Annotated in this window: 22 protein-coding genes and 1 pseudogene; 4 read left to right on the top strand and 19 right to left on the bottom strand. The window is 39.1% G+C overall.

Annotated elements, in window-relative coordinates; genetic code table 11:
• Window positions 1-55 precede the first annotated feature (55 nt).
• A complete protein-coding gene (locus CVD28_RS13150; RefSeq protein ID WP_101592815.1) occupies window positions 56-880 on the bottom strand; it encodes an STAS domain-containing protein in 825 nt (274 codons plus the stop codon).
• Between the two features lie 93 nt (window positions 881-973).
• Window positions 974-1,159: pseudogene (locus CVD28_RS29110) on the bottom strand (family 1 glycosylhydrolase); the annotation flags it as partial.
• Between the two features lie 180 nt (window positions 1,160-1,339).
• On the opposite strand from CVD28_RS29110, the gene CVD28_RS13140 reads away from it, so the two are divergent.
• Window positions 1,340-2,578, top strand: coding sequence for a sensor histidine kinase (locus tag CVD28_RS13140; RefSeq protein ID WP_101592814.1), 1,239 nt, complete (start codon window positions 1,340-1,342; stop codon window positions 2,576-2,578).
• 650 nt (window positions 2,579-3,228) lie between these two features.
• On the opposite strand, the gene nadR is transcribed toward CVD28_RS13140, so the two are convergent.
• The 3 genes from nadR to CVD28_RS13125 all read right to left on the bottom strand — a co-directional run bounded on the left by nadR (window position 3,229) and on the right by CVD28_RS13125 (window position 5,983).
• Complete coding sequence (nadR, locus tag CVD28_RS13135; RefSeq protein WP_257985858.1) at window positions 3,229-4,272, bottom strand: multifunctional transcriptional regulator/nicotinamide-nucleotide adenylyltransferase/ribosylnicotinamide kinase NadR; 1,044 nt, start codon at window positions 4,270-4,272, stop codon at window positions 3,229-3,231.
• Window positions 4,269-4,961, bottom strand: a complete 693-nt coding sequence (gene pnuC / locus CVD28_RS13130) for a nicotinamide riboside transporter PnuC (RefSeq protein WP_101592813.1) — start codon at window positions 4,959-4,961, stop codon at window positions 4,269-4,271. Before pnuC ends, nadR begins: the two co-directional genes overlap by 4 nt.
• Before the next feature lie 182 nt (window positions 4,962-5,143).
• A complete protein-coding gene (locus tag CVD28_RS13125; RefSeq protein ID WP_101592812.1) occupies window positions 5,144-5,983 on the bottom strand; it encodes an MBL fold metallo-hydrolase in 840 nt (279 codons plus the stop codon).
• A 172-nt stretch (window positions 5,984-6,155) separates the two neighbouring features.
• On the opposite strand from CVD28_RS13125, the gene CVD28_RS13120 reads away from it, so the two are divergent.
• The gene (locus CVD28_RS13120) at window positions 6,156-7,205 is read left to right on the top strand and encodes a hypothetical protein (RefSeq protein ID WP_101592811.1); all 1,050 of its coding nucleotides are present in this window, start codon (window positions 6,156-6,158) and stop codon (window positions 7,203-7,205) included.
• A gap of 148 nt (window positions 7,206-7,353) precedes the next feature.
• Here CVD28_RS13120 and CVD28_RS29105 read toward each other — a convergent pair whose 3' ends face one another.
• Complete coding sequence (locus CVD28_RS29105) at window positions 7,354-8,604, bottom strand: M28 family peptidase (protein WP_101592810.1); 1,251 nt, start codon at window positions 8,602-8,604, stop codon at window positions 7,354-7,356.
• 344 nt (window positions 8,605-8,948) lie between these two features.
• On the opposite strand from CVD28_RS29105, the gene CVD28_RS13110 reads away from it, so the two are divergent.
• Window positions 8,949-9,326 carry a hypothetical protein gene (locus tag CVD28_RS13110; protein ID WP_101592809.1) on the top strand — a complete coding sequence of 126 codons (378 nt, stop codon included), beginning with the start codon at window positions 8,949-8,951 and terminating at the stop codon, window positions 9,324-9,326.
• Between the two features lie 135 nt (window positions 9,327-9,461).
• Window positions 9,462-10,778, top strand: a complete 1,317-nt coding sequence (locus CVD28_RS13105; protein WP_180954156.1) for a helix-turn-helix domain-containing protein — start codon at window positions 9,462-9,464, stop codon at window positions 10,776-10,778.
• Between the two features lie 289 nt (window positions 10,779-11,067).
• Here the strand turns inward: CVD28_RS13105 and CVD28_RS13100 are convergent, their stop codons facing one another.
• The 13 genes from CVD28_RS13100 to CVD28_RS13035 all read right to left on the bottom strand — a co-directional run bounded on the left by CVD28_RS13100 (window position 11,068) and on the right by CVD28_RS13035 (window position 26,018).
• On the bottom strand, window positions 11,068-11,901 hold the full coding sequence (locus tag CVD28_RS13100; protein ID WP_257985857.1) for an alpha/beta fold hydrolase: 834 nt from the start codon (window positions 11,899-11,901) through the stop codon (window positions 11,068-11,070).
• Window positions 11,902-11,986: 85 nt separating this feature from the next.
• Window positions 11,987-12,556, bottom strand: coding sequence for an NADPH-dependent FMN reductase (locus CVD28_RS13095; protein WP_101592834.1), 570 nt, complete (start codon window positions 12,554-12,556; stop codon window positions 11,987-11,989).
• A 16-nt stretch (window positions 12,557-12,572) separates the two neighbouring features.
• Entirely contained in the window at window positions 12,573-13,400 is an 828-nt protein-coding gene (locus tag CVD28_RS13090; RefSeq protein ID WP_101592806.1) for an MBL fold metallo-hydrolase, read from the bottom strand.
• A gap of 192 nt (window positions 13,401-13,592) precedes the next feature.
• Window positions 13,593-14,780, bottom strand: a complete 1,188-nt coding sequence (locus CVD28_RS13085; protein WP_257985856.1) for a CynX/NimT family MFS transporter — start codon at window positions 14,778-14,780, stop codon at window positions 13,593-13,595.
• 1,143 nt (window positions 14,781-15,923) lie between these two features.
• Window positions 15,924-16,580 carry a carboxymuconolactone decarboxylase family protein gene (locus tag CVD28_RS13075; RefSeq protein WP_101592804.1) on the bottom strand — a complete coding sequence of 219 codons (657 nt, stop codon included), beginning with the start codon at window positions 16,578-16,580 and terminating at the stop codon, window positions 15,924-15,926.
• 312 nt (window positions 16,581-16,892) lie between these two features.
• Entirely contained in the window at window positions 16,893-17,558 is a 666-nt protein-coding gene (locus tag CVD28_RS13070) for an ArsR/SmtB family transcription factor (protein ID WP_101592803.1), read from the bottom strand.
• Between the two features lie 355 nt (window positions 17,559-17,913).
• The gene (locus CVD28_RS13065) at window positions 17,914-19,161 is read right to left on the bottom strand and encodes an MFS transporter (protein ID WP_101592802.1); all 1,248 of its coding nucleotides are present in this window, start codon (window positions 19,159-19,161) and stop codon (window positions 17,914-17,916) included.
• Window positions 19,154-19,606: a MaoC family dehydratase gene (locus tag CVD28_RS13060; RefSeq protein ID WP_219621195.1), complete on the bottom strand. Its 453-nt coding sequence runs from the start codon at window positions 19,604-19,606 to the stop codon at window positions 19,154-19,156. Before CVD28_RS13060 ends, CVD28_RS13065 begins: the two co-directional genes overlap by 8 nt.
• A gap of 34 nt (window positions 19,607-19,640) precedes the next feature.
• Entirely contained in the window at window positions 19,641-20,795 is a 1,155-nt protein-coding gene (locus CVD28_RS13055) for a thiolase family protein (RefSeq protein ID WP_101592801.1), read from the bottom strand.
• Window positions 20,796-20,978: 183 nt separating this feature from the next.
• On the bottom strand, window positions 20,979-22,301 hold the full coding sequence (locus tag CVD28_RS13050) for an MFS transporter (RefSeq protein ID WP_101592800.1): 1,323 nt from the start codon (window positions 22,299-22,301) through the stop codon (window positions 20,979-20,981).
• 170 nt (window positions 22,302-22,471) lie between these two features.
• Entirely contained in the window at window positions 22,472-22,891 is a 420-nt protein-coding gene (locus tag CVD28_RS13045; RefSeq protein WP_101592799.1) for a Zn-ribbon domain-containing OB-fold protein, read from the bottom strand.
• The gene (locus CVD28_RS13040; RefSeq protein WP_257985855.1) at window positions 22,888-23,946 is read right to left on the bottom strand and encodes a thiolase family protein; all 1,059 of its coding nucleotides are present in this window, start codon (window positions 23,944-23,946) and stop codon (window positions 22,888-22,890) included. The genes CVD28_RS13045 and CVD28_RS13040 overlap by 4 nt, the downstream gene beginning before the upstream one ends.
• A 110-nt stretch (window positions 23,947-24,056) precedes the next feature.
• The gene (locus CVD28_RS13035; RefSeq protein ID WP_101592797.1) at window positions 24,057-26,018 is read right to left on the bottom strand and encodes an acetoacetate--CoA ligase; all 1,962 of its coding nucleotides are present in this window, start codon (window positions 26,016-26,018) and stop codon (window positions 24,057-24,059) included.
• Window positions 26,019-26,936: the final 918 nt, after the last annotated feature.

Here is a 26,936-nt window from a genome sequence, read left to right as displayed (position 1 = left end):
ATGCGGTTTTTGTATTCATTTGGTATTGGTGTTTGTGCCAGCAATTAACCAATAATTAAATCCCAATATGGTTCAGTGCTTTTTCAACATTTGTATACGATTCTATTGCAGTTAAGCTGCTTCCTATCGAAACACTTTTTGATGCCAGGTCGGGGCGGATTCCAGTGAATACCACTCTTATTCCTAATAAATTAAGGACCTTGTATAGATTAAAGATATGGTTTGCTGCCTCCGTATCAATATTTACGATACCGGAGAAATCAATAATCAGAGTTTTAACCCGGAGTTCACTAATCCTTGGGACAGTAATGGAGAACAGATGCTCTGCTCTTTCAAAATCGATTGAACCGATCAGCGGGAGGACGGCTATCCCATTGTGGATTGGCACTACTGGAGACGCTAGCTTCAGAATCTCCGCACGCCTTTTTTTAGTCTCCTCTTCCGTGTGGGTTTCAAAATCAATAATGGCCTTGGTTAGACCAAGATCGAGCATATAATTTAGCCTGCTTTGTATCATGGCTGCTTCATCTATAGATAAATGATGATTTTTGCTGATAATGGTCAGGCGTTTGTTAAAGAACAACCGGACGTCTGCATAAGGGGCTACAATGCTCGATACTTTCGCACCTGTAGCTGGCCGATTCTGCAGTTCGTATTTTTTATGCCATTTATTAAATTCTGATGCAACTTTCTCGTTATCCTCAATGGTAATAACCTTACCCAGCAGCTTAATGAAATCAGTCTGAAACATAATAGTATAGTTTCTTACGGCTTCGGGCACTTCAAACTCTAATTTATTGATATTATACTCAACAACTTCCACCGCAATCGTATTTGCATTTTCAATTAAATATTCAGAAACCTTGGAAACAGAATTCATTGGTCTCCCCTATCTTTAGGTATGTATATTTTTTATTTAATGATGTTTACACTTTAAAGATACAATAAACTTTAGGATTATAGCAAATATGCTGGAATACTTCACATCATCCGGATCGGAATCATAAGAGTAAACTGGCGCATATAAGAGCATACAGCCAATTTGAGCCTATGGTATGATTTCGTGACAAGCTTTAACAGCAATGCTGCTGGCAACAAATTGATGATGAAATGCCTGGAATGTTGGCTGGTATTTGTCTTCTTCTTTTTGGATAGAGAATGGATTGGCAGCTTGGTTTTACCTTTTTATTAGGAACATAAATAATTCGTGTAATAATAACAGTTATATAGGGTAAGGAATAATAGTAAGAATAACAGAATATAAATAAGATTTTATTGTTGTAAAGGTTAAAAAGCCTTAAAATAAAGATAACTTGTAATTGGTGGACGGTGGTTGGTCATGGATTTGATAAAAGATTTGTTTTTCAATCTTTCAATCATAACGCTATTAATGTTCATCTTTAATCTGTGGGCTGAAAAGTACAATACTGAACCACTCCCTCGTGTCCTCTGTGGAACCGGACTTGTTCTGTCGGTTTTGGTTTGCCTTTTATTTTCTACACCGCTGTATGGAGTAATGATAGATATGAGACAGATTCCTATTATTATAGGCGGGCTTTATTATGGATTTGGCCCTTTATTATCTGCTTTGTCTCTCCTTTTTAGAGGATTAATGTATGGTTTTGACAGTGGTTTTTGGACAATACTCCCACTCTATATCACTTTGGCCATTTTTTTATATTTTGCTCACCCTTGGTTCCAAATGCAAAACTCAAAAAAGCGTCTTTTTGTATCTTTATCAGCTTTGACTATCATGAACATTTTCATGTTATGCAGCTTATTAATATCCGGGCTTCCATTAGAGGGGTTTAAAGCTGTGGCTATCACAACTCTAATTCAATATATCGGGATTTGTTTGCTGTTTTATCTTATAGAAGAAATGAGAAAAAATGAATTTTTCCGGGAGCAGATGGTAAAAGCACAAAAAATTGAATTGGCCAGCCATATGAGCGCGGCTATTTCTCATGAAGTCAGAAATCCTTTGACCGCTGTCCAAGGTTTTTTACAGCTTGCTGCAGAGGATCAAAACATGAATGAGAAAACAAGAGGGTATATTGATATCGCTTTAACCGAGTTAACTGCAGCTGAGCTTGTTATTAAGGATTACTTAACATTTGCACAGCCTGCCATGTCCAAAGCAGAAAAATTTCAGGCGAGCAGCGAACTTAACCAGATTATTAAATCCCTGCAGCCGATGGCTAACATGAATTCAGTAGAAATTATCCAGGCAAACAGCGATAGTTGTTATATTTATGGAGATAAAAGCCGTTTTCGCCAGTGCTTCCTTAATATTATGAAAAATTGTATCGAGGCAATGCCAAATGGGGGCGTTCTAACCATTCTTACTAAAGTTATTAATAACGAAGTAAAAATCAGTATTTCAGATACAGGTATTGGTATGACAGCCGATCAGATTAATCGTTTAGGTGAACCGTATTACTCAACAAAAGGAAAGAAAGGTACTGGTCTCGGCCTAATGGTTTCCTTTAGCATTATTCGGGAATTTAAAGGGAATATAAAAATTAATAGTAAGCCTGGTAAAGGTACAGAGTTTTTAGTCACCTTCCCTGCTCTATAGATATGCCACCAATGAATAATTTTTTGTGCCCAGTTTTGATTGCACATATGTTTCTCTTGCTGTTTTCTCTTACAGAATGTAAGAGTTCCAAGGTTTACTGCTGCTTTATATCTTGGCTTTTTTCAAAATACTCCTCCTAAAATCCACTATGTTATAAGTATGTTAGGTTACACTTCTGTTATATTCCGCTGGATTATACCATTTTTGACCCTCCTTTTTTAAAGGCTTGTTTAAACGATTATGTTGATATTTGAATAAAGCGAACTGTTGTTCTATAATGGTTATATAAATAAGGACAAAAGTGAGTGGTTTCAAGTGGCATTAACGGACATTATTAAGGAGATTGAAAAATAAAAATCAAGACCGAATATAGGGTCCTTAATTTTTATTTGATTAACAGCAATAATTATTTAAAAGTGCTTTTTCAAAAAAATAGGAGAAGTTCAGAACTTCCCCCGCCAACGGCTGCTAATCGTATACTTTAGAAAATGCCGCGTATAATCCTTCAATCACATCTATCCTTACATTATTAATATCCAATTGAGAAAAAGAATGAACCCAATCATAAATAATGTTAGAAACCCCATGTTACTTTTGGTACAACTATATTCGCTATACAGTATTTTGTAATCATTTGATAGGACAGTGCTTTATTGTCCCTTTTTTTCAATTAATTCATTAACATGATGTACTGCTGATTCCAATCTTTTTTGATAATTACCTTTAATCGTTACAAATTCAATTCCATGCTCTTTTAAAATCGATTTAAGAAGTCCATTATTATTGTCACGTATTTCCTGTTGCCCAAATGATCTCGTTCCATCATCAACCCATTTAACATCTGGCTCTAAGAAAAGCCATAAATCATATTTTTGAAGTTTAATAATCTCATCTAAAATGGGTTGTCTTTTACTTAGGTATGCTTGCGAAAAATACTGAGTAACTGCAGCCTCTGTATCAACAAATAATACTTTGTTTGCTTTTTGAAGCTGTAGTTTTTCATGATACTTATGTTCAAACGCTATTTCTGGATAATCCTCAGGGATAGTAATTTCTTCACATCCACCCAGTCGTTCATAGAAAGTCCTGCCATATTCTTCAACATATGAAGTATTATATAAATTAGCTAAGTTCTTAACTAAGGTTGATTTACCGCAGCTTTCTGTACCTACAATTACAACCTTTTTTGCAAAGTATGGCTGAATTATTTTAGGAATCATCTCCCAGTGTTTCATTACACCTTCTTCGCGTAATTTAGTGCCTGAAATCGGATAGGCATCTCTTTCCGAATCAATGATGATATGCTGTGCATTTGGATACAATTTATTAAAAATTGAGCTATATGTGTGTTCAGAACTAAATACCACATCGATTGGCCGTCCTATCTTCTGTTTAATTCCCTCTGCACCTTTTTCCCAGTCAGAGAATTGTCCGGTTTGTTCTTCATAAACCTGATGTACATGAACATGGTCTAAATCATTTGTTAACTGAGTCCACCAGCGTAAACGCATAGTAAAGTCAACATGTTCAATTTTCCCGCCTTCACAAAGTAACTTTTCATATTCAGTATCATGAGAAACGATTACATGCAGCTCATCTACCATTGTAGAAGCTCTGATCATCGCATATACATGACCCAAGTGAGGAAAGGGAAGAAACTTCCCTCCATACATTCCAACTTTACCTGCTGTCAACTAAACCCCACCTGCTTCTTTGACATTCTTATCCAGTTAACATAGCCATAGATGCTATTTACTAAGAAGGCAGACCACATAACCATCATTGACCAATCATTTCCTCCAGTTTTAACAAGAGTAATGACCCATAGAATAATAGATAGTATGTTTACAACAATCCATAAAGCCCATTGTTCTGCAAAACGCTGTAGCATTAATAATTGAGCTACTATAGATAGCACAACGGCTACAGAATCCAGACGAACCTGCTGACCGCCAATTAGATGAAGAATATACGCATAGCCTGCTGAAGATACTGCTGATATTAAAACTAAATATACCCAGCCCTTTGCTGATAATCTCTTTACAACGACATCTTCACCAATGGTGCTGTCAGGGGTTTTATGTTTTGACCACGTGTAAATGCCGATAAATTGAATCGGAAAATAAAATAGGCCATTCAGCATCGCTTCTCCATATAGACCATATGTATAAGAGATATAGGCATAAGTCCCAGTTTGAATAATCCCGAAATAGTAGTTAGCTATTTTCCCTTTAGCGACCAATACGACACAAATCATACCTGTGAGTGAAGAAACAAACCCTAAAAGGGAGTCGTCCCAGGCAAAAAACAAATACACATTAATCAAAGTGAAAATAACAATCCATACCTTTTCAAATAGTGTCCAATCCTTAAATATTTTCATAACCTGCCTCCATTTGAAATTTTAAGTTATTTCTCTTACTGAGATTACCATATCTTGGAGTACTGCACTATGCCTTCTTAGGTGCTAAGTCGAAAAAGAAACCTGTAAAAAAGAATTATTTTACAAAAAGCAAAGCCCTTCTCGATTGAAAAGGGCTTCTGATTTATTATTCAATTGCTATTTTATTTGTTTAGCCCCCATAAAGAGCTTTTATCATGTTCTTGGATAATGGAATTAACAATGTGATCAGAACTCCATTCCCCTGATGAAAAAAGGGTGATTGGATATTTTTTAGGAAACAAAATCTTAGTAATATTACTTGGCGGCAATCCATCTTCGTGGAGCTTTTCCACTTTCCCTTGAAGCTCCACCAAATAATCCAGCTTTCTCTGCAGGGCAGCACGCCCTTCATTCAGGTATCCTGCATGACAGCAAAACACATCTCCAAAATCAAATGTTAATACCTTTTTTAAAGACTCAATAATATCAGGAATGTTTTCATCCCGTAAGATAACCTTTGTCCTTTCCTGACAAAATAAATCTCCGGTAAAAAGCTGACCTGTCTCACGATTGAAGAATGCAAGATGGTCCAAAGAATGGCCTGGCGTTTGGATGACATCCCAAGTGGCGTTGCGTGAAGTAAAAGTTTTCCCGATGGTTTTCGCATGAAACGGTTCCCGCTTACCCCAAAATAATTTACGGTACAACGGATAATCTGCCTTCTGTTTACAATTTTCAATATGTAAATCATTCATAAAAACAGGTAAATTAAACTCCTGCTGCAAAAACGCAGCACAGCCTGTATGATCTTCATGAAAGTGTGTGACTACGACTTGATCAATATCCATTTCTTTAAAAAATGATTGAAACTTTTTTTCTAGTGATTTTGCCCCTGTATCAATTAAAACGCCGTCTATGGCGAAGCAATATACATTTAATTGTATTCCTTGTAACGCTAGAGTTCCATTGCAAAATTGAACACCATTCACTGTCCCCTGTATGAAATTCTTTTTAATTAGCATGATGCCCCCCTCAAACCTTCTCTTTTCCATATTTTAGCACCAAATGAACGTAAGCTTCAAAAAATTACTCCATCATCATATATATAAGCTAATACATTTTTATTAGTTGAGCCTCTGTTTATTTTGTTATAATGTGGTTTGTTATCAAAAAAGCTTACAGAATGGAGAAAACATGAAAACAAAATTCATGCTGCTGACAGCAGTTATCATCAGCACATTTGTCCTGGCTTCGTGTTCAAATAGCGGATATGAGGATGCAATGGATAAGGGAATTAAGAGTCTTGGAGAAAAGGATTATCATGGAGCGGCGATTTATTTTGAACTGGCACTGGATGAAAATGAAGGTGATCAGAAAGCTTCCGCTTACTTCAATCAAGCCAAACAGATGGAAAAGGCCTTGGAAGCTGCTGAAGACAAAGAATTTGATACAGCGCTGGAATCACTTGATATGGTCATTGATAATAAAGACGGGCTGAAAACTGTTCAGACGGACGCCAAGAATCTAAAAAGCCAAATTAGCTCCGATAAGGATCTTATTACTTCGGTTGAGGAAAAAATTAAATTGGTTGAAAGCCTTATAGAAAACGAAAGCTACAATGCAGCACAAGAGCATATGCAGCTTTTGCAAAAGGAGATAGAATCAGAGGAAAAACTATCAGGCTACCAATCTGAAGTCACTGAGCTAAATGAACAAGTGGAGCTGGCTTTGAAGGAGCCTGAAATACCTGAAACTCAGCCTGCAGCAGAAAGGGAGACTAAGGAAAAGAAAACTGCAGGTAAGAAAACAGACGACAAGAACAAAAACAAAAAAATGGCTTACTCCTCTTATACCAATGGCCGTTTTGGCTTTAGCATGCAATATCCGACGGGTTTAGCAATGGATCCTCCACCAACCAATGGCGATGGAGCCAGATTTTATAATGAAGATTTTGAAGTCACAGCCTTTGCCGGCCACTCAAATGTTATTAGTGAGGGAGAAACGATTGAATCCTATTACCAGGATGACATCAACAGCATTCCGGTGGAAATTGCCTATAAAAGATTAGCAAAGGATTGGTATGTTCTCTCATATAAAGAAAACGGAAGGATTTATTATAAGAAAGTGTACTTTGGCCAGGTGGCCTTTAACACGTTTATCATTTCATATTCTGAAAGCATGCAGGAAACATACGGTCCAGTTACTGAACATATTGCAAAAACATTTAGTGCATCCGTTAATTAAACAAAAAAGGTCCCAGGTGTTGTACACTGTACCCTATAGAGTAGACACTTTTTGATAAGTAGCATCAAAGATATTGTTAGCTGTCTCTAACAAAAATGCCAGGAATCATCCCTTTTCGGGATTAGTTCCTGGCACTTCTTCTATTTATTTACTTGATTTGCTGCTCGGTGTGCAGGTTAGGCAGTTTTTGCTTCTTGCCTTTTTCCGCCTTAGGTCCCTGGTTTTCAGGGCGGACCAAATCGTACATGGCTGTTCCGACGATCTCGGCAACATCCTGCAGCTTTTCTTTGCTGATTTTATCAATTGTATCTTCTGGAGTGTGGTACCAAGGCTCAAGTGGTCGATGAATAAATGATGCTGAAGCAATTCCTGCTTCAGTGAACGAAACATGGTCGCTGCTTCCGCCTTTCTCCAGAGGTGTTGGTTCACCGTTTAATCGGGCGCTTGATGCTTGGGCGGTATCCGAGACGATATTTGGATTACCGTCAGCTACATTGATGACCAGATCACCCGCATCCCGGCTGCCAACCATATCGAGGTTAAAATAACCGACGAAGCGATTCTTTTCATCTTCAGAAAGCTGGCTTGCATAATAGTCTGAGCCAATCAGCCCCAGCTCTTCCGCACCAAATGTAATGAACCTCAGCTCTGTATTGGTCGGCAGATCCTTCATTACACGGGCAAGCTCAAGTGTCATGGCCGTACCGGACGCGTCATCATTCGCACCCGGTGCATACTCGACAGAGTCGTGGTGTGCTCCAAGTGCTACGATATCATTTGTAGCTTTGTTTTTATTGGTCGGATTCTTTGTGGCAATAACATTATGCGAGGTACGAATTCCTCCCTCGGCACCTTCAATATTAATGTTAGCAGAACGGGTCACAGTATTATTATTTAAAGAATTTTTGAGAGCTGTTCCTACTTCCTGCGTTACAGAAACAACAGGAACATATTTATCGTTTTGCCCACCTAGTGTACCGTTAATTACACCTGGAGCATTGTTAAAAATGATCACTCCCTCTGCACCTTTGCCAGCGGCGTTTAATACCTTTTCAGAAAACGAAATGGATCCGCGCTCTACGAGAGCAATTTTACCTGTTAAGTTTACATTAGCAACTTCCTCAGAAGTACCTAAACCTACATAAAACAGATCACCGGTAACATTGCCATTAAGCCCATATGTAAAGGACTTCGGCTCCAGCTCTCCAGCATGTCCGCTTATAGACAGTTCAACGGTTTTTGGTGCAGTGTAGCCATAGAATTCGAATTCCTGAAGCTTCGTTTTGTAGCCATACGATTCAAATTGCTCCTTCACAGAAATAGATTTATTTAATAGAAATTTAGACAGTAACCGGCATTTTTTTAAAAAATTTAATAGGACCACTGCCTGAAACAGCAATAGCCTCTCTTACCTTTTCAGATTGAGGAATAATCCCGCTGGAACAATTATTTTTTTCCTATTAGGGGTTGATTTTACAAATATCTACTTCATGTCTGGTATCCTGATTTGCAATTAAAATGGAAGCATGGATGGTAAATCAATGGTTGATGATACTATGTTTTACAATCTTAAAATTAAAGTACTAACCTTTACATAAAAAGTACAACATTCATACACTTTCTAGTTATTTCTAAGTTACTCACAAAATGCTCTTCACTCGAGGAACGTTTTTACATTTCTTTCGTCTAATACAATAAACAATGAAGCAATTTTTTATTTGAGGTTTCTTATGAGGTGGTTATTTGAAGAAAATCCTTTTGCTGACAACGTTTACTGTGGTTCTATTGATAGGCATTTTTATCTTTACATTTGGAAGTGCTTTAACTCAGGAGGGTAATCCTGCTCCAATCTTGACATCCATCATGAAACTTGAACTTTTTAATAATGGATATGAAAAAATTTCAGACAGCCATAATATGGTTACATATGTATCGGAAAAAAAAGGGAAATATGCATTTAGATTTACAAAGAAATTCATGAAAGATCACGGCTGGTCATTCAAAGAGCAAATTGGTTCTGGACTTTTATTTGTGAAAAATAAAAAAGTAGTGACCATTGAAACCAGGCAGTATACAAAGAATTATTATCTATGGAAGCTTCCAAAAGAAGCATTAAAATAAGATTGTAAATCTATAAAGATGGAATATTTTATGAAGGGTTCCCTTCATTTTTTCAAAATCCTTTATTACATTTCCATTGGCTTGACAGTAAATTATAATTTATTTATATGGACGATGTTAGGGAGGATTTATCTAATGATTGGCGATCGCATTAAAGCTTTACGGACATTTAAGAATATGACACAAGATAAACTGGTTGACGGGATTGCTTCTATTGCCTATCTAAGTAAAGTCGAGAACGGCCAGGCAAAGCCTTCTGAACTATTCTTAATGCAAATAGCTGAAAAGCTGTCTATAGATGCAGAGGTATTATTAAAGCCTTCTTTGTCTTCGGTAACTGAAGTGCAGGTTGAAAAGATTTTACATGATTACTGGAAAAGGAAGATCCTGCATGACCGGGATATCAGTCTATTTAAACTATTATCAACTGAGCTCCCAAACAATAAAATTTTGCTGATGGTTTTTTCTGTATTGATCAGATTCTATTACAGCGATTCAAGATTAGCCGAGGCTAAAGAAGCTTATTATTTTTCCAAACGGATTGTAAAGCATGAAGAAGTCACTGATGATGAGAAGGAAGCAGCTTTTTATTATCTGTATGCCTGTGGGGTTTTGCATATAGAATTATATGAATTTCAAAAAGCGAATGAGTATTTTTTGCGGACGGAAACATATCTCCCCAATGATAACCGCGAGAAAGCCAGGGTATATTACAACCTCAGTCTCGTAAATGAAAGGATAAATACAGATAAAACGCTTTGTCTCTATTATTCTGAAAAAGCGTATGAGTTCATTAAAAAAACTGGCGACGCCAATCGGACTGTCAAATTTCTGCTGTTTCGTTCTATTCAGTTTTTTTCCATTAACCAGCCGGATAAGGCGATGGATTGTGTACTGGAAGCGCAAAAATTAGTCCCTTTGAACGACAGTGATCTAAGATTAAAGTCTTCTATCATTTATAGTTTTGGCAGGATCCATCAATTGAAAGGTGAAATTGCCGAATCCATCCAGCATTTCAAAGAATTTATTAGTCTAGTGGAGCCTCATTTTCCCGAAAAAGCAAGCAGGGGCTATAAACGGCTTGCAGAAATCAGCATCCAGCAAAAGGAGTGGGAATCTTCTGCAAATTATCTTGAGCAGGCCCAAAACATAGCAAAAGAATTTAAAAAAGTTTTCTTTGATAAAGAGATAAAGCTATTAGAAATATTCACCTATAAGATTAAACAGCAGAATGATAAATATGAAAAAGAAATGCAAAAACTGCTCTCCTATTGTACTGAACAGCATGATTATGATTTGGGCAAGTATTTAGCATCTGAACTCGGTGTGTATTTTTATGAGCAGCAGGCCTATAAAAAGGCTGCATCGGTTTTTAAACAATCTTATGAATTTGAAAAAAAACTGAATCAGGAAAAGGTGCAAATAGTTGAAGGGTACCGGTTTGAATTTTAATTTTATTTGAGACCAATGTACTTCAAGGAACCTCACATTGGACCTAGCTGTTTAAGAGAATCTTACGGCTGTACCCGGATCATTGAGATAAATAGAATATTAAAATGAATATCTCCCAAAACAGTGAACTCTTTGCTAAAGCGGACTGAAATCAGAGCTCCTTTAGTTATCTTGTAATATACTAAATAACTTATTTGAAATAATTTTTGAGTCCTAATTTTGGTTTAGTTTGAAAGAGCTAATCAAGCTTTAGTGTTAAATATTACCTTATTCCAGGCTCCTGGCCCTTCTATCTCTCTTTAAGGAATTCAAGGGCTAGATTTGCTGTGATTTCTGGTGCCTCCAAGGACATTAAGTGCCCTGCACCTTCGACTATTTTAGAGGTTATATTAGGCATTATTTTTGATCTTTCCATTACCTGAATAGGATCATACATTACTTCGTATTCCCCTAATAGCAACAAAAGCGGGGTCTTTATGGAAGATAACTCCTGATCGGTGAATACGTATGGAAATCCAGTTTTTTTGGGCTTCCCTCCCCTTTTTGTGTCCAGCCACATCATTCCAGCGATTAATTGATTGGCGATTTGTTCTTTTACAGTATATCGGTCTTCAAATATCCAATTAAGGAATTTTTCTACCCCTTCTTTATTTTGGATCATTCCAAATGCATATGTGTAGAATTCAGGAGTAAAGTGGACAAAAGTCTCTGCCGGACTCATCACGACCACCCGGTTTGCCCTATTCGGCGCATGCACCAGGAAGTTAATCAGATTAAGTCCTCCATAAGAAAGCGCCACGAAATTTGCCTTTTGAATGTTTAATTTATCGAGTACCTCCTCAAGCCATTTTGCATGACCTCTTCGGTTCGTAAATTCCTTGGCAGGCACACTCTTATTTTTATCTCCCATGATATCGACTGCAAACACCCTGTATTCCGAGCTATAATTTTCCACATTAGGATACCACATTGTTGAGCTCATACTTGCTCCATGCAACAAAACAAGTGGCGGTAACTCAGGATTCCCACATTCAATAACATTAGTCAAACCGAACGACGTTTCAATAAAGTGCTCTGTATAACTTACCGGCCACAGTTTTAAACTTTCATCATAAGCATTCATAAAATTTCTTTCCTGTTGTTTTATATCTGGCTTACAGCACATTATAAGCTCCTTTCTCCTTTATTTAGATACTTTCAACTTTCTATTAATAGTCTTTCGAGCGGTTCTTCTTAACCTTTACTTCTTCATCAAGCGCGTCAGCTAATTTATTTAGGACAGCGATAGCCTTGCTGTCAGTTACTTCTCCCAGTTCATTGAATTTTAATGCAGCATGCGGGATCAGCACTTCCGGTCTTCTGATTAGATCTGCGTTTAGTGCAAATAAGATTTCTCTTAGATGCAGCTGTCCCTTGATCGTTCCGAGCAATCCAGGTGTTGCTCCCATAATAGCCACCAGCTTATTTGCTAAAGGCGTGTTCACTATCGGCCTCGAAAGCCAATCCAGGCTATTTTTTAGCACGCCAGTGATCGAGGAATTGTATTCCGGTGAACTGATCAGGACCGCATCTGCCCTGCTGACCTGTTCTGCGAGTATTCTAACCGGCTGCGGCAGATTGGACTCTAAATCAGTATTATATAGAGGCAGAGCGGATAGATCGGCCAGTTCAAACGAGTAATTTTCAGGCAGCATTTTGCTCATATGCAGCAATAGATTTTTATTGATGGATTCTTTTCTAAGGCTGCCGCAGATTCCGAGAATTCTAATATTGTTCATTTTCTTGCTTCCTCCCTTATTTTTTTCCAAGTGGTTCTTTCCTGCTCACATGAAAGATGTATCTATCGGCAGAATTTATAACAGCCTCTTTTGCATTGTTTTTTATATTTTTGTTAAATGCATCATACATACCAGCAAAGTGATAGTTTTCCAATGAATCTCTCATTCGTTGAACTTCAAAGGAAGGAAGCGGGATTCTGTTTGGATAGCTGTACATAAAGGTTACCCAGCGGTTGTCAGCGACTATATATATTGTATCTCCGACTAATAATGACCCTCTGCCTTCAGAACCTTTGCTCCAATGTAAGACCGAGCTTCCGGCAAAATGCCCGCCTAAATTGATCGCTGTTATTTCCGGATTTATACTAATGGCTTCCCCTTGCCAGAATACATATCGGCTTGAACTTCTCGTGGCCCACTCTGAATCGGATTCATGTATATAAATAGGGCAGTCAAAGGCTTCTGCCCATTCTGCGATAGTACTGTAATAATGAGGATGGGAAAGTACAATGGCCTGCAATCCTCCAACATCCCAAATAGCCTGCTTTGTTTCTTCATCCAGCAAAGTTATACAGTCCCAAAGCACATTTCCATAAGTTGTGGTAATTAAGTAAGCATTCTGGCCAATTCCCACTTCAGGGAAAGTCTTTATGGTGTATAGATTAGACTCTACCTCGGAAATGCGATTTTTGCAGCCGCTTTTTTGAAGATCCGCCAACGTCGTCCATTGCTGGCCGCTTTCCGGGATATATTGTCTTTCGTCAGAACAAATAATGCATATTTTTGGGTGATTTTCAGATTGGTCGTACTGTACACCACATGCAGAGCAAATATAATTTTCCATAAATCCTCCCTTTAACCTTTTTTGCTTTATTAAGTTAAGTACATTTCAAATATAAATCTAAATTCAGTAAAGAAGAATATGTTAAATTGCATAAAAAAAACACATAAAAATGTGTTTTTTTTAAAAGCGGATTTAACTAATTGGAGTACAACTTTGTAAATAGTTATTACTTACTACAACCCAGTACTTACCCTACACATACTCATTCCGACTAGAACCCACTCCCGCAATCGTCATAATCAAACCAACGGCTAAGATGATTATGAGAGGAATTGTCCAGGAATGTGTCAAGTCATAAAGAAAACCAATGAAAAATGGCCCTATCGCCGCAAAAACATAACCGACAGATTGTGCCATCCCTGATAGATCGGCTGCTTGTTGTGCATTCATTGCACGCATTCCTAGAAGTACTAACGCGTAGCTAATGGTACCACCTAATGCTATACCTATACAAAATATCCAGATGAATGTGAAGATTACATTTTTGCCAACAAGTAATCCGCCATACCCTGCTACAAAGAACAGACCAAGGACTATTGGTATTATGCGCTGGTCTTTCAATCTTCCAGCGATTACCGGTGTGATAAAAGTAAATGGTACGCCGATAAATTGAAGAAGAGAAATCATCCATCCAGCTAACTCAATACTTAATCCTTTAACCAGCAGAATGTCAGGAAGCCACGTTACAGTTACGAAAAAACCAAAAGACTGCAATCCCATAAATAAGGTAACCTGCCATGCAAGAGATGAGTGCCAAATCCTAAACTCCCCTGGCTGAGTTTGTTGGGTGACAATCGGTCCTTTATCATGTACCCGTAATTGAGGAAGCCATAGTAAAACTGCAATTACGGTTAGAATAGCCCAACAAAATAACGCTTTTTCCCAGCCTAAACCAAAACCTTGGGCAAGCGGAACGCTTAAGCCGGCACCCAGCCCTGCAAAGATAACCAGAACTGTAGAATAAACACTAGTCATCAGGCCCACCTTAGCAGGGAACCGGGATTTAATAAGACCTGGCAGGAGCACATTACATACAGCGATTCCTATACCAATGAACGCTGATCCTATATATAGCATAGGGACCGATGAGATGGATCTAATACACATGCCACAGAACAAAATGATTAAACCCGCAAATAACGACCATTCGTTCCCAAATTGTTTTCCTATTTTAGGTATTAAAAATGAAATAATTGCAAACCCGATTAACGGTATGGTTGTTAATAAACCTGCAAATCCGTTTGTTAAACCTAAGTCTGTCCGTATTGATCCTATTAACGGTCCGACAGCTGTTATAGCAGGACGTAAATTGGCAGCAACCAAAATGATTCCCGCGATGAGAAGGACTTTCCGGGCAGGCGATGATTGAGTTACTGACAATGGGTTATTTTCGTTAATGTTTATTACCTCGCTTTCTATGGCTAAAAGGTCTAAGTAGAATAATAATATATGGTTTTTTTGCCCTTTAATTTTGTAAAGTTTTCGCTTTTTATCATTTCAATTTCTTCTTTAATAAAGAGATATAAATTTGGGGGATTCGGATTATATGGTGGAATACCGTTTCGTTTTGTTATGTCACTATATTTTCGTACTGTTGATTAATTTGTTGTCTATTTTTATTTACCATCAATTGGTTTGAAAATAGAAATATGTTTAAATAGTCGTACAACAACGTTGGGGGTAGTATTTTTGAATAAACCTGCCTTTAAAGTTACTTTCTTAAGTTTTATGTTGAATGCCCTGCTTATATTTGCTGGACTGCTCCTTATTCTTCCCTTTCTTGCCCAGCCTGTGCAGGATATTCACCCAGCATTATACATCCATTTTTATAAATATTATTTTGATTTGTATACGATTGTTATTAGTATTTGATTTGCTGCTTTGCTGTCTCTCGGATTCTACAAAATCGCATTTATTACAAAAGCTCGAATTGTTTTTCTTGGCTTTCAACTTATTGTCTTGATGCTTTAATCAAGATTGTTTATTTTAACCTTGATGATCTCAACATAATGATAAGTTGTCCTAATTTCGAATAATCAGTGAGGAAATACTATTTAAGCAGAGAACATTTGAGCAACTTTTCAAATCGTGCTTTTTTATTTGGTTGTTAAAACTGCCACCTGCGTTTGGATTATAGCTGCTTACCTGTATGAGTCTACTGCGTAATATTTGGTATTTTAATAAAATGTTAAAATATATTTTCCACTACATAATCCGAAGAGCCTAAATTCCTCTAAATGGCAATTTCCTTGTTCCAACAATAAATCTCAATCTGATCCTTACCAAAAATCATTCTCACATTCTAAAGTTAGTATATTTTTTTAATTTAAAAGAACGTTATAAAGATTTACACACACTAAAGCGACACAGATCTCTTGATGTTAAGCTAGACGCTCCTTCAACTTCCGCGGTTCGGGACTTCATCCTATTATACATTGGACACACATGCTGGGTGCAAAAAAAACGTTCCTTTTGATAAAGGAACGTTGTTTACGTACGAGTAAATCATTTATTCATTGTTTCTTAATCATCAAATGCTTTTAACGCATTAACTCCATGAGCAAGTGCGGAACCAGCTTTTAATGCTGTTGCCACCATTATTGCTTCAGTTACTTCTTCTTTAGTGGCTTTTGCTCTTTTCGCTCCTTTTGTATGGATATCTATACAATAAGGACACCCTGTTGTGTGAGCAACCGCCACCGCGATAAGCTCTTTTTCTTTAATACTGAGCAAACCCGGTTTCATAGTTTGATTATCAAACTCGATAAAAGCTTGGAAAACATCTCCATTCAGTTGAGAGAATTCTTGAAGACGATTAAAATAAGAAGCCTTATATAAATCTTCATCACCTGTTTGATCATAGGCATTAAGGGCGTTTACACCATGAGCAAGTGCAGAACCAGCTTTTAAGGCCGTTGCCACCATTATCGCTTCTGCCATTTCTTCTTTTGAGGATTCCTGGGCTTTAGCCTGTTTAACGTGTACTTCAATGCAATAAGGACATCCTGTTGTATGAGCAACCGCTACGGCAATCAACTCTTTTAACTTTATAGTCAATTTACCTTCGGTTAGCGCCTTCTTGTCAAAGGCCAAAAAAGCTTTAAAGGTATCAGGTGCTAACTTGCCGAATTCAGAAATACGGGGAAAATATGATTTCTTGTATAAACTATCATTACTCATTGTTTTTTCCTCCTGTCATAAAAACTACTATTTTATTTCGTTCCTTTCCATTCACAATGATATTCTTAAACGTTTTTGTGTACATAAGGTTGATCATTTCTTGTGAGGTTGACTTTATTAACACTCATTTCGATTGTGATTATGATTAGGCACTCTTCAATAGTTTTTGGTCAGTAACAGTGGTAAAACAATAAGAAACCCATGATTACATTTGATATATTTATTTATTAAGTTCTAGTCCTCCAAAAAATAAAATACTAATTACCGTATAAAGGCCCCAATATTGCCAACCTAATTTCACCATTAGCTCATCTACTTGAGATTGAATTGATTTTGTTTTGCCTTCTCCCAATGTTGAATTCCAACTTCCAGTCGAACCGCTTGAAACCCATAGGATTTCAGCAGCTCTACGGCTTCAGTAGCAGATACACAATAGGGTCCTCGACAGTACGCAATTATTTCTTTATCTTTTGAAAGTTCTGATAATTTTTTATTTAAGTCTTCAATTGGTATAGAGATAGCACCTGGAATATGCCTGGCATCATATTCGGACTTAGGGCGGACATCCACCAATGTAATATTCCCGCTGTCAATTCGCTTTAACAAAGCTTCCAAACCGATACTTTCTAATTGATTGGGTCGTTCAATGAAATCTTTACGTAACTGATTTATTTCCTCAAAACGATCTTCTGCCACCTTTTGAAGAGATTGTATTAAATCGCACACTTTTCTGTTCGCCAATTGATAAACTGCAAATGTTCCTTCTTTCCGGAATTTGACCAATCGCACTTCCAGTAAAGTTTGTAAATGCTGAGAAGTGTTTGCTACACTCATTTCTGTCTCTTTGGCTAACATCTCAACCGATTTTGGACCTTGGGAGAGTATGTCTAGTAATTCAATTCGCTTTGGACTATTTAGTGTTTTGCCGACTCTTGAAAAATGGTAATAAATAGAATCTTTAAACTCTCGTGATTGCACACATGTTTTCCTCCTTAATCTAATTCCTATTTCCTAAAACAGGATAAAGTCTTCGATTTTTCTAGCTCTCCCTAAATGATAACATGGAAAAATACACCTGTCATTTCAGTGAGCAAACAAACTCTTGATACCAAAGACTTGCCCCTTAGCAAGGAAAATAGGTAGTGCCAGTGAGGACGGAGAGACGTAAGTTGAAATTAATTATAATTAAAAAGAACCACCTGTATTGGCAAAGTAAGGAGGGTTATTTTTCAATTAACTTTGATATTGAAGCTTCCTTGAGAAGCTTTTTTAAGAAAATTACTTTTTTTAGTTGTAGATGTTTTCCCGACTGTATTCGATTCCTAATTTGAATTTACAACGATTCCCCCTCCTTAATATCCTGTTTACTATGTTTCATATTATATAAGCGATGCATCGCAATAAAACCTCCAATAGGTCCAGGTAAAAGTATAAGAAATACAAAGCGCCAACCTATGACAGATTCAAGAAACGGGATGATCCATATAACAAACATGGTTAGGGCAAATCCGATAGCTAATTGAAATGTTAAGGCAGTCCCTACATATCTTTGGTCAGCATGCTCAGTGATAAGGGCTGAAAACTGTGCTGAATCGGCTATAATGCTAATTCCCCAGATAATACCTAAAATTACTAGCAACCAAGGTGAACGACCGTATATTAGTCCAATAAGTAAAGTAATAGATCCCGAAATGGAGAGAGACCATAAAGTTAATCGTTCACGTCCAATCCTGTCAGATAAAATGCCTCCTATCCATGAACCAAAAAATCCAGAAGCTATTACAAGAAACGTTAATATTGAAGATAAAGTAGGTTCGCTGTTCATACCGCTTGATTCCAAGCTTTTTGCTGCAAAAATTCCAAACCATGACCACATTGCATACAGTTCCCACATATGTCCAAAATATCCATAGTTTGCAAGTCTAACAGGTCTATGTTTAAGTAAACGTGGAAGTGCCATTGGCTCAAACTTACCAGCAGGCAAAGGATATGGTCCAACATAAACAAAGAATCGAACCAATAATCCTGCAATTATAGAAGTTGTTCCAGTTATTATTAAGACAACTTCCCAGGAAGCAGTTCCCACACCTCTAAATAGGTGTGGGAACGCGGATCCTAGTGTAAGTGCGCCCACTAAAACTCCTAATGCCATTCCTCGTCTTTCTCGAAACCATGTTGATAGTAATTTGATCCCTGGACCATACACGCCTGCTAAAGCGATCCCAGTAATAAAGCGCATTATTAATGCTCCTGTAAGCGTATGGACAATTATTGCTGTTAAGATCGTAGAAACTCCGGCTATGCATGCAGACCAAAAAAATAACACGGGTGGTTGAATTCGGTCAGGTAAATTAATAAAAGCTGAAAGTAAGCAACCAATAACAAACCCTGCCTGCACCATTATTGTAAAGAAGCTTCCCTCTGTCGCAGTTAACTCCCAAAGTTTGATTAAGTCAGGTAACACAGCTGTCATGGAAAACCAAGTAGTCATAGTACCTACCATTGAAATCGACAGTGTTAATAAAATTCGTAAATGGGGTTTACTGTATTCGACTTTATTATTTAATTTGGAATTAACCATTTAAAGCAGCAGTATAAGTCACCGCAGTTCCTTCTAAACATAATACGCCTTTCTGGTTATAAACAGTGGTCTTAATGTTACAAATCGGTTTATCGTCTCGCACTTCCACTATTTCTACCTGTCCTGTAATGGTGTCACCAATGTACACTGGATTGGCAAATCGCCATTCCACTGACAAAAACACAGATCCTGGCCCAGGTAAATGCTCTGCTACGATAGTATTTAGTATCCCGGTAGTAACGCCCCCCTGAACAATTAACCCTCCAAAGCGAGATGCTTCCGCTGCCTTCTTATCTGTATGAAGCGGATTTCTGTCCCCTGTCAAAGCGCTAAACAACTCGATGTCTGCAAGAGTAATATCTTTTGATATTTGTGAGGTCGCTCCCTGTTCCGGTTTACCAAAACGTGTATAAGTCCAACCATTCTTCATATTAATGTCAGCCATTTTATCTCCCCTTAATAATGGTTTAATATTTTACTTACACTTCTATTAAAACAGCTACTCCTTGGCCTCCACCACCACACATGGACGCTATACCCCTCCCGCCCCCGCGCCGCTTCAGTTCTAGGGCAAGCGTTAATAGTAAACGAAAACCACTAGCTCCTAGAGGATGACCGAGAGATATGGCCCCCCCATTCACATTAATCACATCTGTAGGTAATCCTAATTTCCGTTGACTAGCTATAACCACACTAGCAAAGGCTTCGTTAATCTCAAATAAATCAATATCGGATAATCGCAATCCTGTACGCTCCAATACAGATTGGATTGCATTTGCAGGTTTTAGATGTAAAGTAGGATCTGGACCTGCTACATTTGCCCAATCGACAATAGTTGCAAGGGGAGCTTTACCTATTTTTTCACAAAATTCTAAACTTGATATCAAACCAGCACTTGCTCCATCCGACATCTGACTTGCATTCCCTGCTGTAATCGTACCCTCTTCTTCAAATGCCGGGTTAAGCTGTGCTAATTTTTGCAAGGTAGATTGAGGTCGAATACACTCGTCTTTGGAGATAAAATGATTAGATAACTTTACTCCAACGATCTCTTTTTCAAACCTTCCTTCGGTTTGAGCTTGAACTGACCTTAATTGTGATAGCAGGGCATATTCATCTTGAGCTTGCCGTGAAATATTCAAATCCCGATTTGCCTTTTCAGATATTCCACCCATCGATGTATCCGAAATTGCACACCATAATCCGTCGTTAAGAGTATCACAAAACTCTACGTGTCCCATTTTTATTTCTTTCCGTAATACAGAAACATGGGGTGCATTTGACATCGATTCAAACCCTCCAACGATGAACAACTCCCCTTCCCCTCTTTCAATACGACGAACTGAATCTGAAACAGCTGCCAAACTAGCGAGACAAACATTATTCAGAGTCATCGCCGGTGTAGTTGGGTCTATTCCAGCCTTATAAGCCACCTGACGTGCAGGATTTTGCCCTTGGCCAGCTTGAATTACTTGACCGAGGATAACACCCTCAGCAGTAACTGATTCAGGAACACGGCGGATAAGCTCTGTCACTACACTAGCACCAAGTTCGACAGCTGATTTTGAGTATAGACCTCCTTTAAACCGGCCTATAGGTGTACGCACCCCGTCTATTAAAACAGCTTTTTTCATTTAATCCTCCCCGTATGATATATTTGAAAACGCAGATCAACAAAAAATTCATGTGCTAAATAAAGGATATTAGCAGCTATAATAGTTGAGTAACTTTGTTTCAAATAGCACATGTCTATTCCTTACATGGTTATTATTGTTGACCTACGTAAACCATCTACTTCATCTGTTGTGCTGCTGAAACTATGTTAAGGAGTCACGGAATGTTTCGCGTGCGAATAAAGTTGAAATAATGCTCAGCACTCCAAGCGCGATAAGATAAAGGCAGATGGGCCAGCTTTTACCATCAAATTCTGCTAACAACCAAGTGGCGATTATAGGCGAAAACCCACCTGCTAGAATGGCACCTATCTGGTAGCCTATTGATGCACCACTCAGACGCACCTTGGTGCCGAAGAGCTCCGAATAATATACAGCCTGAGGTCCGTATACCGCATCGTGCAAAACGTTCAATCCTATCACAATACCAATTGTGATAAAGATGACCGAACCAGTGTTCATCAACCAGAAAAAGGGGAACACAAAAAGTGTTGAAGCTATTGTCCCAAACAAATACACCGGCTTACGCCCAATTTTGTCAGATAGGTAAGACCAAAGCGGCAGGGTCCCTAAACCTATCACTGAGGAAATCATAACTGCATTCAGTCCAACCGAGCGATCCATATTAAGAGTGCCCACAATGTAGCTAAGCACGAATACGGTATAAATATAAAACACTGCGTTTTGTAGTAATTTCATACCAATTGTCAAGAGTAAAGGCTTTTTCTGTTCACGCAGAACTGTACGAACAGGTTGTTCCTCCTGCTGTTTTTTCTCCACTGCTTCCAGGAACACCGGTGATTCACTAACCTTTAAACGTACAACGAGACCCACCATAATCAAAACAGCACTGCACAAGAATGGAATTCGCCAACCCCAGGCCAGGAAAGCATCATTCGACATACTATTTGTCACTATCGTGAACGCCAATGTGGAGAGCAGTAAGCCTGCAGGCACACCCATTTGAGGGAAGCTACCGTATAGTCCTCGTTTACCAGGCGGAGCATGTTCCACTGCCATAACCACAGCCGCACCCCACTCACCGCCAACTGCAAATCCTTGTACCACGCGGAGGAGACTAATCAACAAAGGTGCTAATAAACCAACCGAATGATAAGTAGGGAGTAAGCCCATGAAGAATGTGGCTAATCCCATAAGTATGAGAGAAATCGTCAGCATTTTCTTACGACCAATTTTGTCTCCATAATGTCCAAATACCATACTACCGAGTGGACGGGCAATGAATCCTGCTGCATACGAGCCAAAAGCAGCCATTGTACCATAAAGAGGATCGAAATTCGGGAAAAATAGTGCTGGGAAGACCAAAGCAGCAGCCGTTCCATAAAGATAGAAATCGTACCATTCAATCGTAGTGCCAATAAAACTTGCAATGGCTACTTTGCGATGCTCTTTGGTATGAACTTTGCTCGGAACTACGTCAGGCTGATTTAATTGGATTTTTGTCATCTGACTATATCCCTCCTATATTTAGTTAAACCCATTAAAAAACTTTCCCTTTAGCAAATATCTAGCGCACTCCTGGTATGGAAAACAAAATTTAATTAATTTTGGAACAAAAGCAGGTAGAGTAAAATTCAATTCAATTGGTATAAATAGAGTTGTTTTAGTAATGGTGATTACAGACGATTTTCGAAAAAGGGAAGCCAAACATTATAGCATTTTTGATAGCATACACTTAACGGCATCCCTATTTGTAATTGCTGAAGAGGTTCAATTAAAAGCTGGCTAAGCATTGTTGGACCCTCCTCCAATTCAACGATTCCTACCACGTAGGGAGTGACTGCCGCCCATGAAGGATGACCTGGCTTATGCACAACACACCAAGTTTTTAGTTTTCCATTCCCAGAAGCCGGTGTCCACTTCAAGCGGTCGCTCCAGCAATGTGAGCAGAGGGAACGTGGATAAAACACCCATTGACCGCAATCTTCGCATCTTTGTAATACGAATTCACGCCTTGCGACAGCATCCCAAAATGGTTTTGTCACCGGTGTGATTGTAGGAGCCGGAACAGTCAAGTTTGCTAACATCTGGTTCATGATTCCACCCCCAGGATCAAAGCTGTAGCTTCACTAAGCGTAGCTCCATTTCCGGTAACAAGTGCTAGTTGCGCATTAGGAATTTGACGAGGATGCGCTTGGTTGCGTAACTGCCGCACCGCTTCGACTATATGACTCATTCCCCCGGCAAGGTCTGGTTGACCGAATCCCAATTGTCCTCCGTGAGTGTTTAGCGGCCAATCCCCATCGTGACCGAATGTATGCTCCTTCATCCAAGCACCAAACTGCCCCGGGGGACACAAGCCAGCGTTTTCCAGGGTGGTAGCCACCACACTGGTGTAGCAATCGTAGAGTGACAGTAGATCCATGTCCTGTACGCACACACCGGCTTGATCCAAGGCGGCCGCGATCGCATACTTTAATGGTGCAGATGTAAGAAAGGGTGCTTGACTGACTGCACGATGTGTGACTTTTTCCCCTGCTCCAAGTAAATATACTGGTCGACTGCCTCCGGACACCACTCTATCAGCTGAGGTTACGACGAATGCCGCACCGCCGGCAACTGGCATAACAATTTCATATAAATGCATTGGGTCAACGACAAAGGGGGATGTCAGTACATCTTCAACCGAAACTGGTTTGCCATAGAAAATTGCATTTGGATTGAGCTGGGCATTCCTACGGGCCCAGTGCGCTATGAGTGCGAATTGTTCCTGAGTTGATCCGTATTCCTCCATGTGTCGTTTCTTAAGCAATGCATATGAAGTATTTGCCCCCGATGCACCAAAAGGTACGTCAAATTCCCGAATCGGATTACGATTGGGAGAACGAGGCGTTATTTGATTCTTTTCATGCGTGTTCGCCAGCACACATACCACTGTTTCACACATTCCAGCTTCTATCGCGGCTCCGGCACGCCACAACATTCCTGCACCGGAAGCACCGCCCAAATCGACAACATTGGCCATTCTGGGCTGAAGGCCAAGGTATTCCGCTACTGTGGCTGGCACATGTTGTGGAGTTTCGCCTACTTGTGGACCAACTAACAGTCCATCGACTGAATCCTTGTCGAGGCCGGCATCTACCACTGCCATCCTAACCGCCTCCGCGATCATTCCTAGGGTAGTGGCACCATTGGTGTAACGGACCGGAGCAAGTTCCCCGATCCCCACTATTGCACATTTCGGCACCTTCCGTTTGTTCATCACAAGAACTGCCTTTCGGACAAATTATAATAATCCTCAAGACAATTTGGGTTAATCAGAGAGCCCTTATTCTTTATCGGCTCCCCTAGCACCGTTGATCTTACTGCACCTTCCACTTTCTTACCATTAAGTGTATAAGGTACCTCTTTAACGCTGTAAATACGGCGAGGTACATGTCGTGGCGAAGCCTGTGCTCGCACTTCGTTACGGATTTTGTCAACTAAAGCCTGGTCTAGTTCCCCCTCATTGATAACCACACACAACACGATTTCTTCATCATGATCAACTGGAAAGCCAAAAACGATTGAGTCGTTTATCTGTGGGATTTGCTCGACTACACGATAGATTTCAGACGTACCGATTCGTACTCCGCCTGGTTTAAGTGTGGTGTCGGCTCGACCATAGATAATCATTGTCTGCTCGATTGTTTGTTCTGCAAAGTCACCGTGGGTCCAGACTCCAGGCCGTTTTTCAAAATAAGACGAATAATAGCGTTCATCCCCGGAGTCTCCCCAGAACGTAATCGGCATACTAGGAAACGGTTTTGTGCATACAAGGTCGCCCTTTTGATGGAGGACCGATACTCCGTGTTCGTCAAGCACATCAACGGCCATACCAAGTGACTTGCAAGTAATCTCTCCACGCCTGACAGGATGCACAGGAGAGCCCATAACAAAACATCCTATTATTTCAGCTCCCCCTGAAATGGATGCTAACATCATGTCCTGCTTAATGTGATCATAGGCCCAATCAAAATGTTCTGCTGATAGGGGTGCGCCGGCTGAAAGAACGCTCCGTAACCTTAATAAGTCGTGATTTCGACTAGTGTCGTAGCTCAGTTTCTTCATGGTGTCAAGATATTTTGGGCTTGTGCCAAAATGAGTAACTCCAACTTTTTCGGCGATATGCCAAAGTATACCGGGATCATCTTTTGGTAATGGTGAACCATCATAAAGAAGTATTGTAGCTCCGCTCGCAATCCCTGACACCAACCAGTGATACATCATCCATGCAGTATTTGTGTACCAAAACATGACATCGCCAGGTTTTACGTCACAATGTAACTGGTGCTCTTTAACATGCTGAATTAAAGTGCCACCAACCGAGTGAACGATAGCTTTCGGTTTACCTGTAGTCCCCGAAGTAAAAAGAATATACAAGGGATGATCGAACGGAACACGAGTATATTCCGGCAAGGATGGACCGCTTTGACACAATTCCTGCCAGCTCAAAATTTTCGTCGTTTTATCGGTCGTTAAATCTGCATCTTCTGTCAAAGTCACTATTGCAGAAACACCTTCGAGCACTTTACATACGGCACTGATATTTTCACGGATATCATATAATTTCCCATTATATCTATAATCGAGTGAGGCAATCAGCACTTTGGGGCTAACCTGGCCAATTCGATCAACAATACCTTGAGCTCCAAAGTCAGGAGAGCATGAAGTCCAAATAGCCCCCAAAGAAGTTGTTGCTAATAATGCTACTAACCCTTCGATACCGTTTGTAACTACCCCAGCAACACGATCTCCTATGCTCACACCCAATTTGCGTAAACCTTCTTGCGCACGAGCAACCATGCTACGTAGCTCACCCATAGACAAGCTACGGGAAACTCCACCCTCTCCTGCCTCTATCACGGCTGTACGTAAATCGTCGCCCCGCAAAAGGTTTTCTGCAAAGTTCAATTTAGATTCAGGAAACCAGCGGGTGCCCAACATACCCTTATCTGCTGAATAGCTGACCACCACTTGGCCCTTTTTTCCAATAATATCAGCAAAATCCCAGATAGCTGCCCAGAACTCCTCTTGTCGAACGATTGACCAGCGATGAAAGCGTTCATAGGGCAGGAGTGGATATTTGACCTGCTGTGTGAACTTCATCAAATTCGACTTGGAAATCCAATCTTCACTAGGCTGCCATAGAATCTTGGACTCGTTAATGCTGTTTTGAATCATTTTGATCTTTCCTTCCCCGTATTAAGATGAGTAGTATTTCTGAAAGAATTAAGTACTGATTTTCATCTAACCGTTGCATCTAGAATATTTAAGATAGCTACAATGCAGCCTATCTTTTTTTATTACATCTACCGTTCCTGTTGTACCAACACTAAAGCATGTTTTGCTGTGTTAACGCTTCTTTTCATGATTTAAAGTAACACCCTGACTTAATTAATTGATTAATAAATTTAGTTGTAAGTAAAAATGCCGATGAGTAGGTGAGAAACTAATTGTGATAGAGGTCATTTGTGAGTAAGTAATAATTGAATTGTTTGTGGTGTTGAATCGATACTGAACTTTCTAGGCACTAAAAGTGATCAACTTGAGGTTTGGTTTGTTGGGCTTCCTCTATTCTGTACATGTTGATTTATATTTCATCACTCTCTAAGCAAAACGCCAAAATTGTTTGACCATTACAAAGGTTTGCTCCTTTCCTAATTTGTTATTAAAGTATTCAATTAAATTATTGAATATAACTAATAACTGAATATTTCTAATGTTAAAAATGTTTTCCTTATTAATTTATTAAATTATTAGGAGCAAACCGGTTATGCCACTCTCCATCCTTACTGCTTCAAGACCTTAATCATACGGATGCTTCCAAAAATAAACGTTAGGCAGAGAATTTATTAGTTGAACATATGGAGAGAGCTATGGTTAAATTTAGAAACCTCTAAACCGTAGAGTTTAGAGGTTGGGAGATTTTTACACAAAAAAAACACTCATTCTAATGAACAAAAAAATGTGTATTCAGAGAATACATTCGTTCAATACAATGAGTGGTTCCTATCATCTCTCCGGCATAGGGGAGATAGCTAAAACAAAAATAAATAACCAATCTTTCCTTTGTTCACCGTTTTAATAACCTACTTCCAC

The sequence above is a fragment of the Bacillus sp. M6-12 genome (genome assembly GCF_002860285.1).
Lineage (GTDB): Bacteria > Bacillota > Bacilli > Bacillales > DSM-1321 > Peribacillus.
The sequence above is the reverse complement of the archived record's forward strand: the minus strand, read 5'-3'. Positions and strand labels throughout refer to the sequence as shown.

Bases quoted from the DNA above. Each gene is read 5' to 3' on its own strand.
- CVD28_RS13060 (WP_219621195.1), bottom strand. From the start codon at position 19,606: ATGGCTGACATTAATATGAAGAATGGTTGGACTTATACACGTTTTGGT.
- CVD28_RS13120 (WP_101592811.1), top strand. From the start codon at position 6,156: ATGAAAACAAAATTCATGCTGCTGACAGCAGTTATCATCAGCACATTT.
- CVD28_RS13045 (WP_101592799.1), bottom strand. From the start codon at position 22,891: ATGAACCAGATGTTAGCAAACTTGACTGTTCCGGCTCCTACAATCACA.
- CVD28_RS13095 (WP_101592834.1), bottom strand. From the start codon at position 12,556: ATGAACAATATTAGAATTCTCGGAATCTGCGGCAGCCTTAGAAAAGAA.
- pnuC (WP_101592813.1), bottom strand. From the start codon at position 4,961: ATGAAAATATTTAAGGATTGGACACTATTTGAAAAGGTATGGATTGTT.
- CVD28_RS13065 (WP_101592802.1), bottom strand. From the start codon at position 19,161: ATGGTTAATTCCAAATTAAATAATAAAGTCGAATACAGTAAACCCCAT.
- CVD28_RS13050 (WP_101592800.1), bottom strand. From the start codon at position 22,301: ATGACAAAAATCCAATTAAATCAGCCTGACGTAGTTCCGAGCAAAGTT.
- CVD28_RS13140 (WP_101592814.1), top strand. From the start codon at position 1,340: ATGGATTTGATAAAAGATTTGTTTTTCAATCTTTCAATCATAACGCTA.
- CVD28_RS13100 (WP_257985857.1), bottom strand. From the start codon at position 11,901: ATGAATGCTTATGATGAAAGTTTAAAACTGTGGCCGGTAAGTTATACA.
- CVD28_RS13090 (WP_101592806.1), bottom strand. From the start codon at position 13,400: ATGGAAAATTATATTTGCTCTGCATGTGGTGTACAGTACGACCAATCT.
- CVD28_RS13075 (WP_101592804.1), bottom strand. From the start codon at position 16,580: ATGAGTAATGATAGTTTATACAAGAAATCATATTTTCCCCGTATTTCT.
- CVD28_RS13105 (WP_180954156.1), top strand. From the start codon at position 9,462: ATGATTGGCGATCGCATTAAAGCTTTACGGACATTTAAGAATATGACA.
- CVD28_RS13035 (WP_101592797.1), bottom strand. From the start codon at position 26,018: ATGATTCAAAACAGCATTAACGAGTCCAAGATTCTATGGCAGCCTAGT.
- CVD28_RS13125 (WP_101592812.1), bottom strand. From the start codon at position 5,983: ATGCTAATTAAAAAGAATTTCATACAGGGGACAGTGAATGGTGTTCAA.
- CVD28_RS13055 (WP_101592801.1), bottom strand. From the start codon at position 20,795: ATGAAAAAAGCTGTTTTAATAGACGGGGTGCGTACACCTATAGGCCGG.
- CVD28_RS13150 (WP_101592815.1), bottom strand. From the start codon at position 880: ATGAATTCTGTTTCCAAGGTTTCTGAATATTTAATTGAAAATGCAAAT.
- CVD28_RS13040 (WP_257985855.1), bottom strand. From the start codon at position 23,946: ATGGCAGTGGTAGATGCCGGCCTCGACAAGGATTCAGTCGATGGACTG.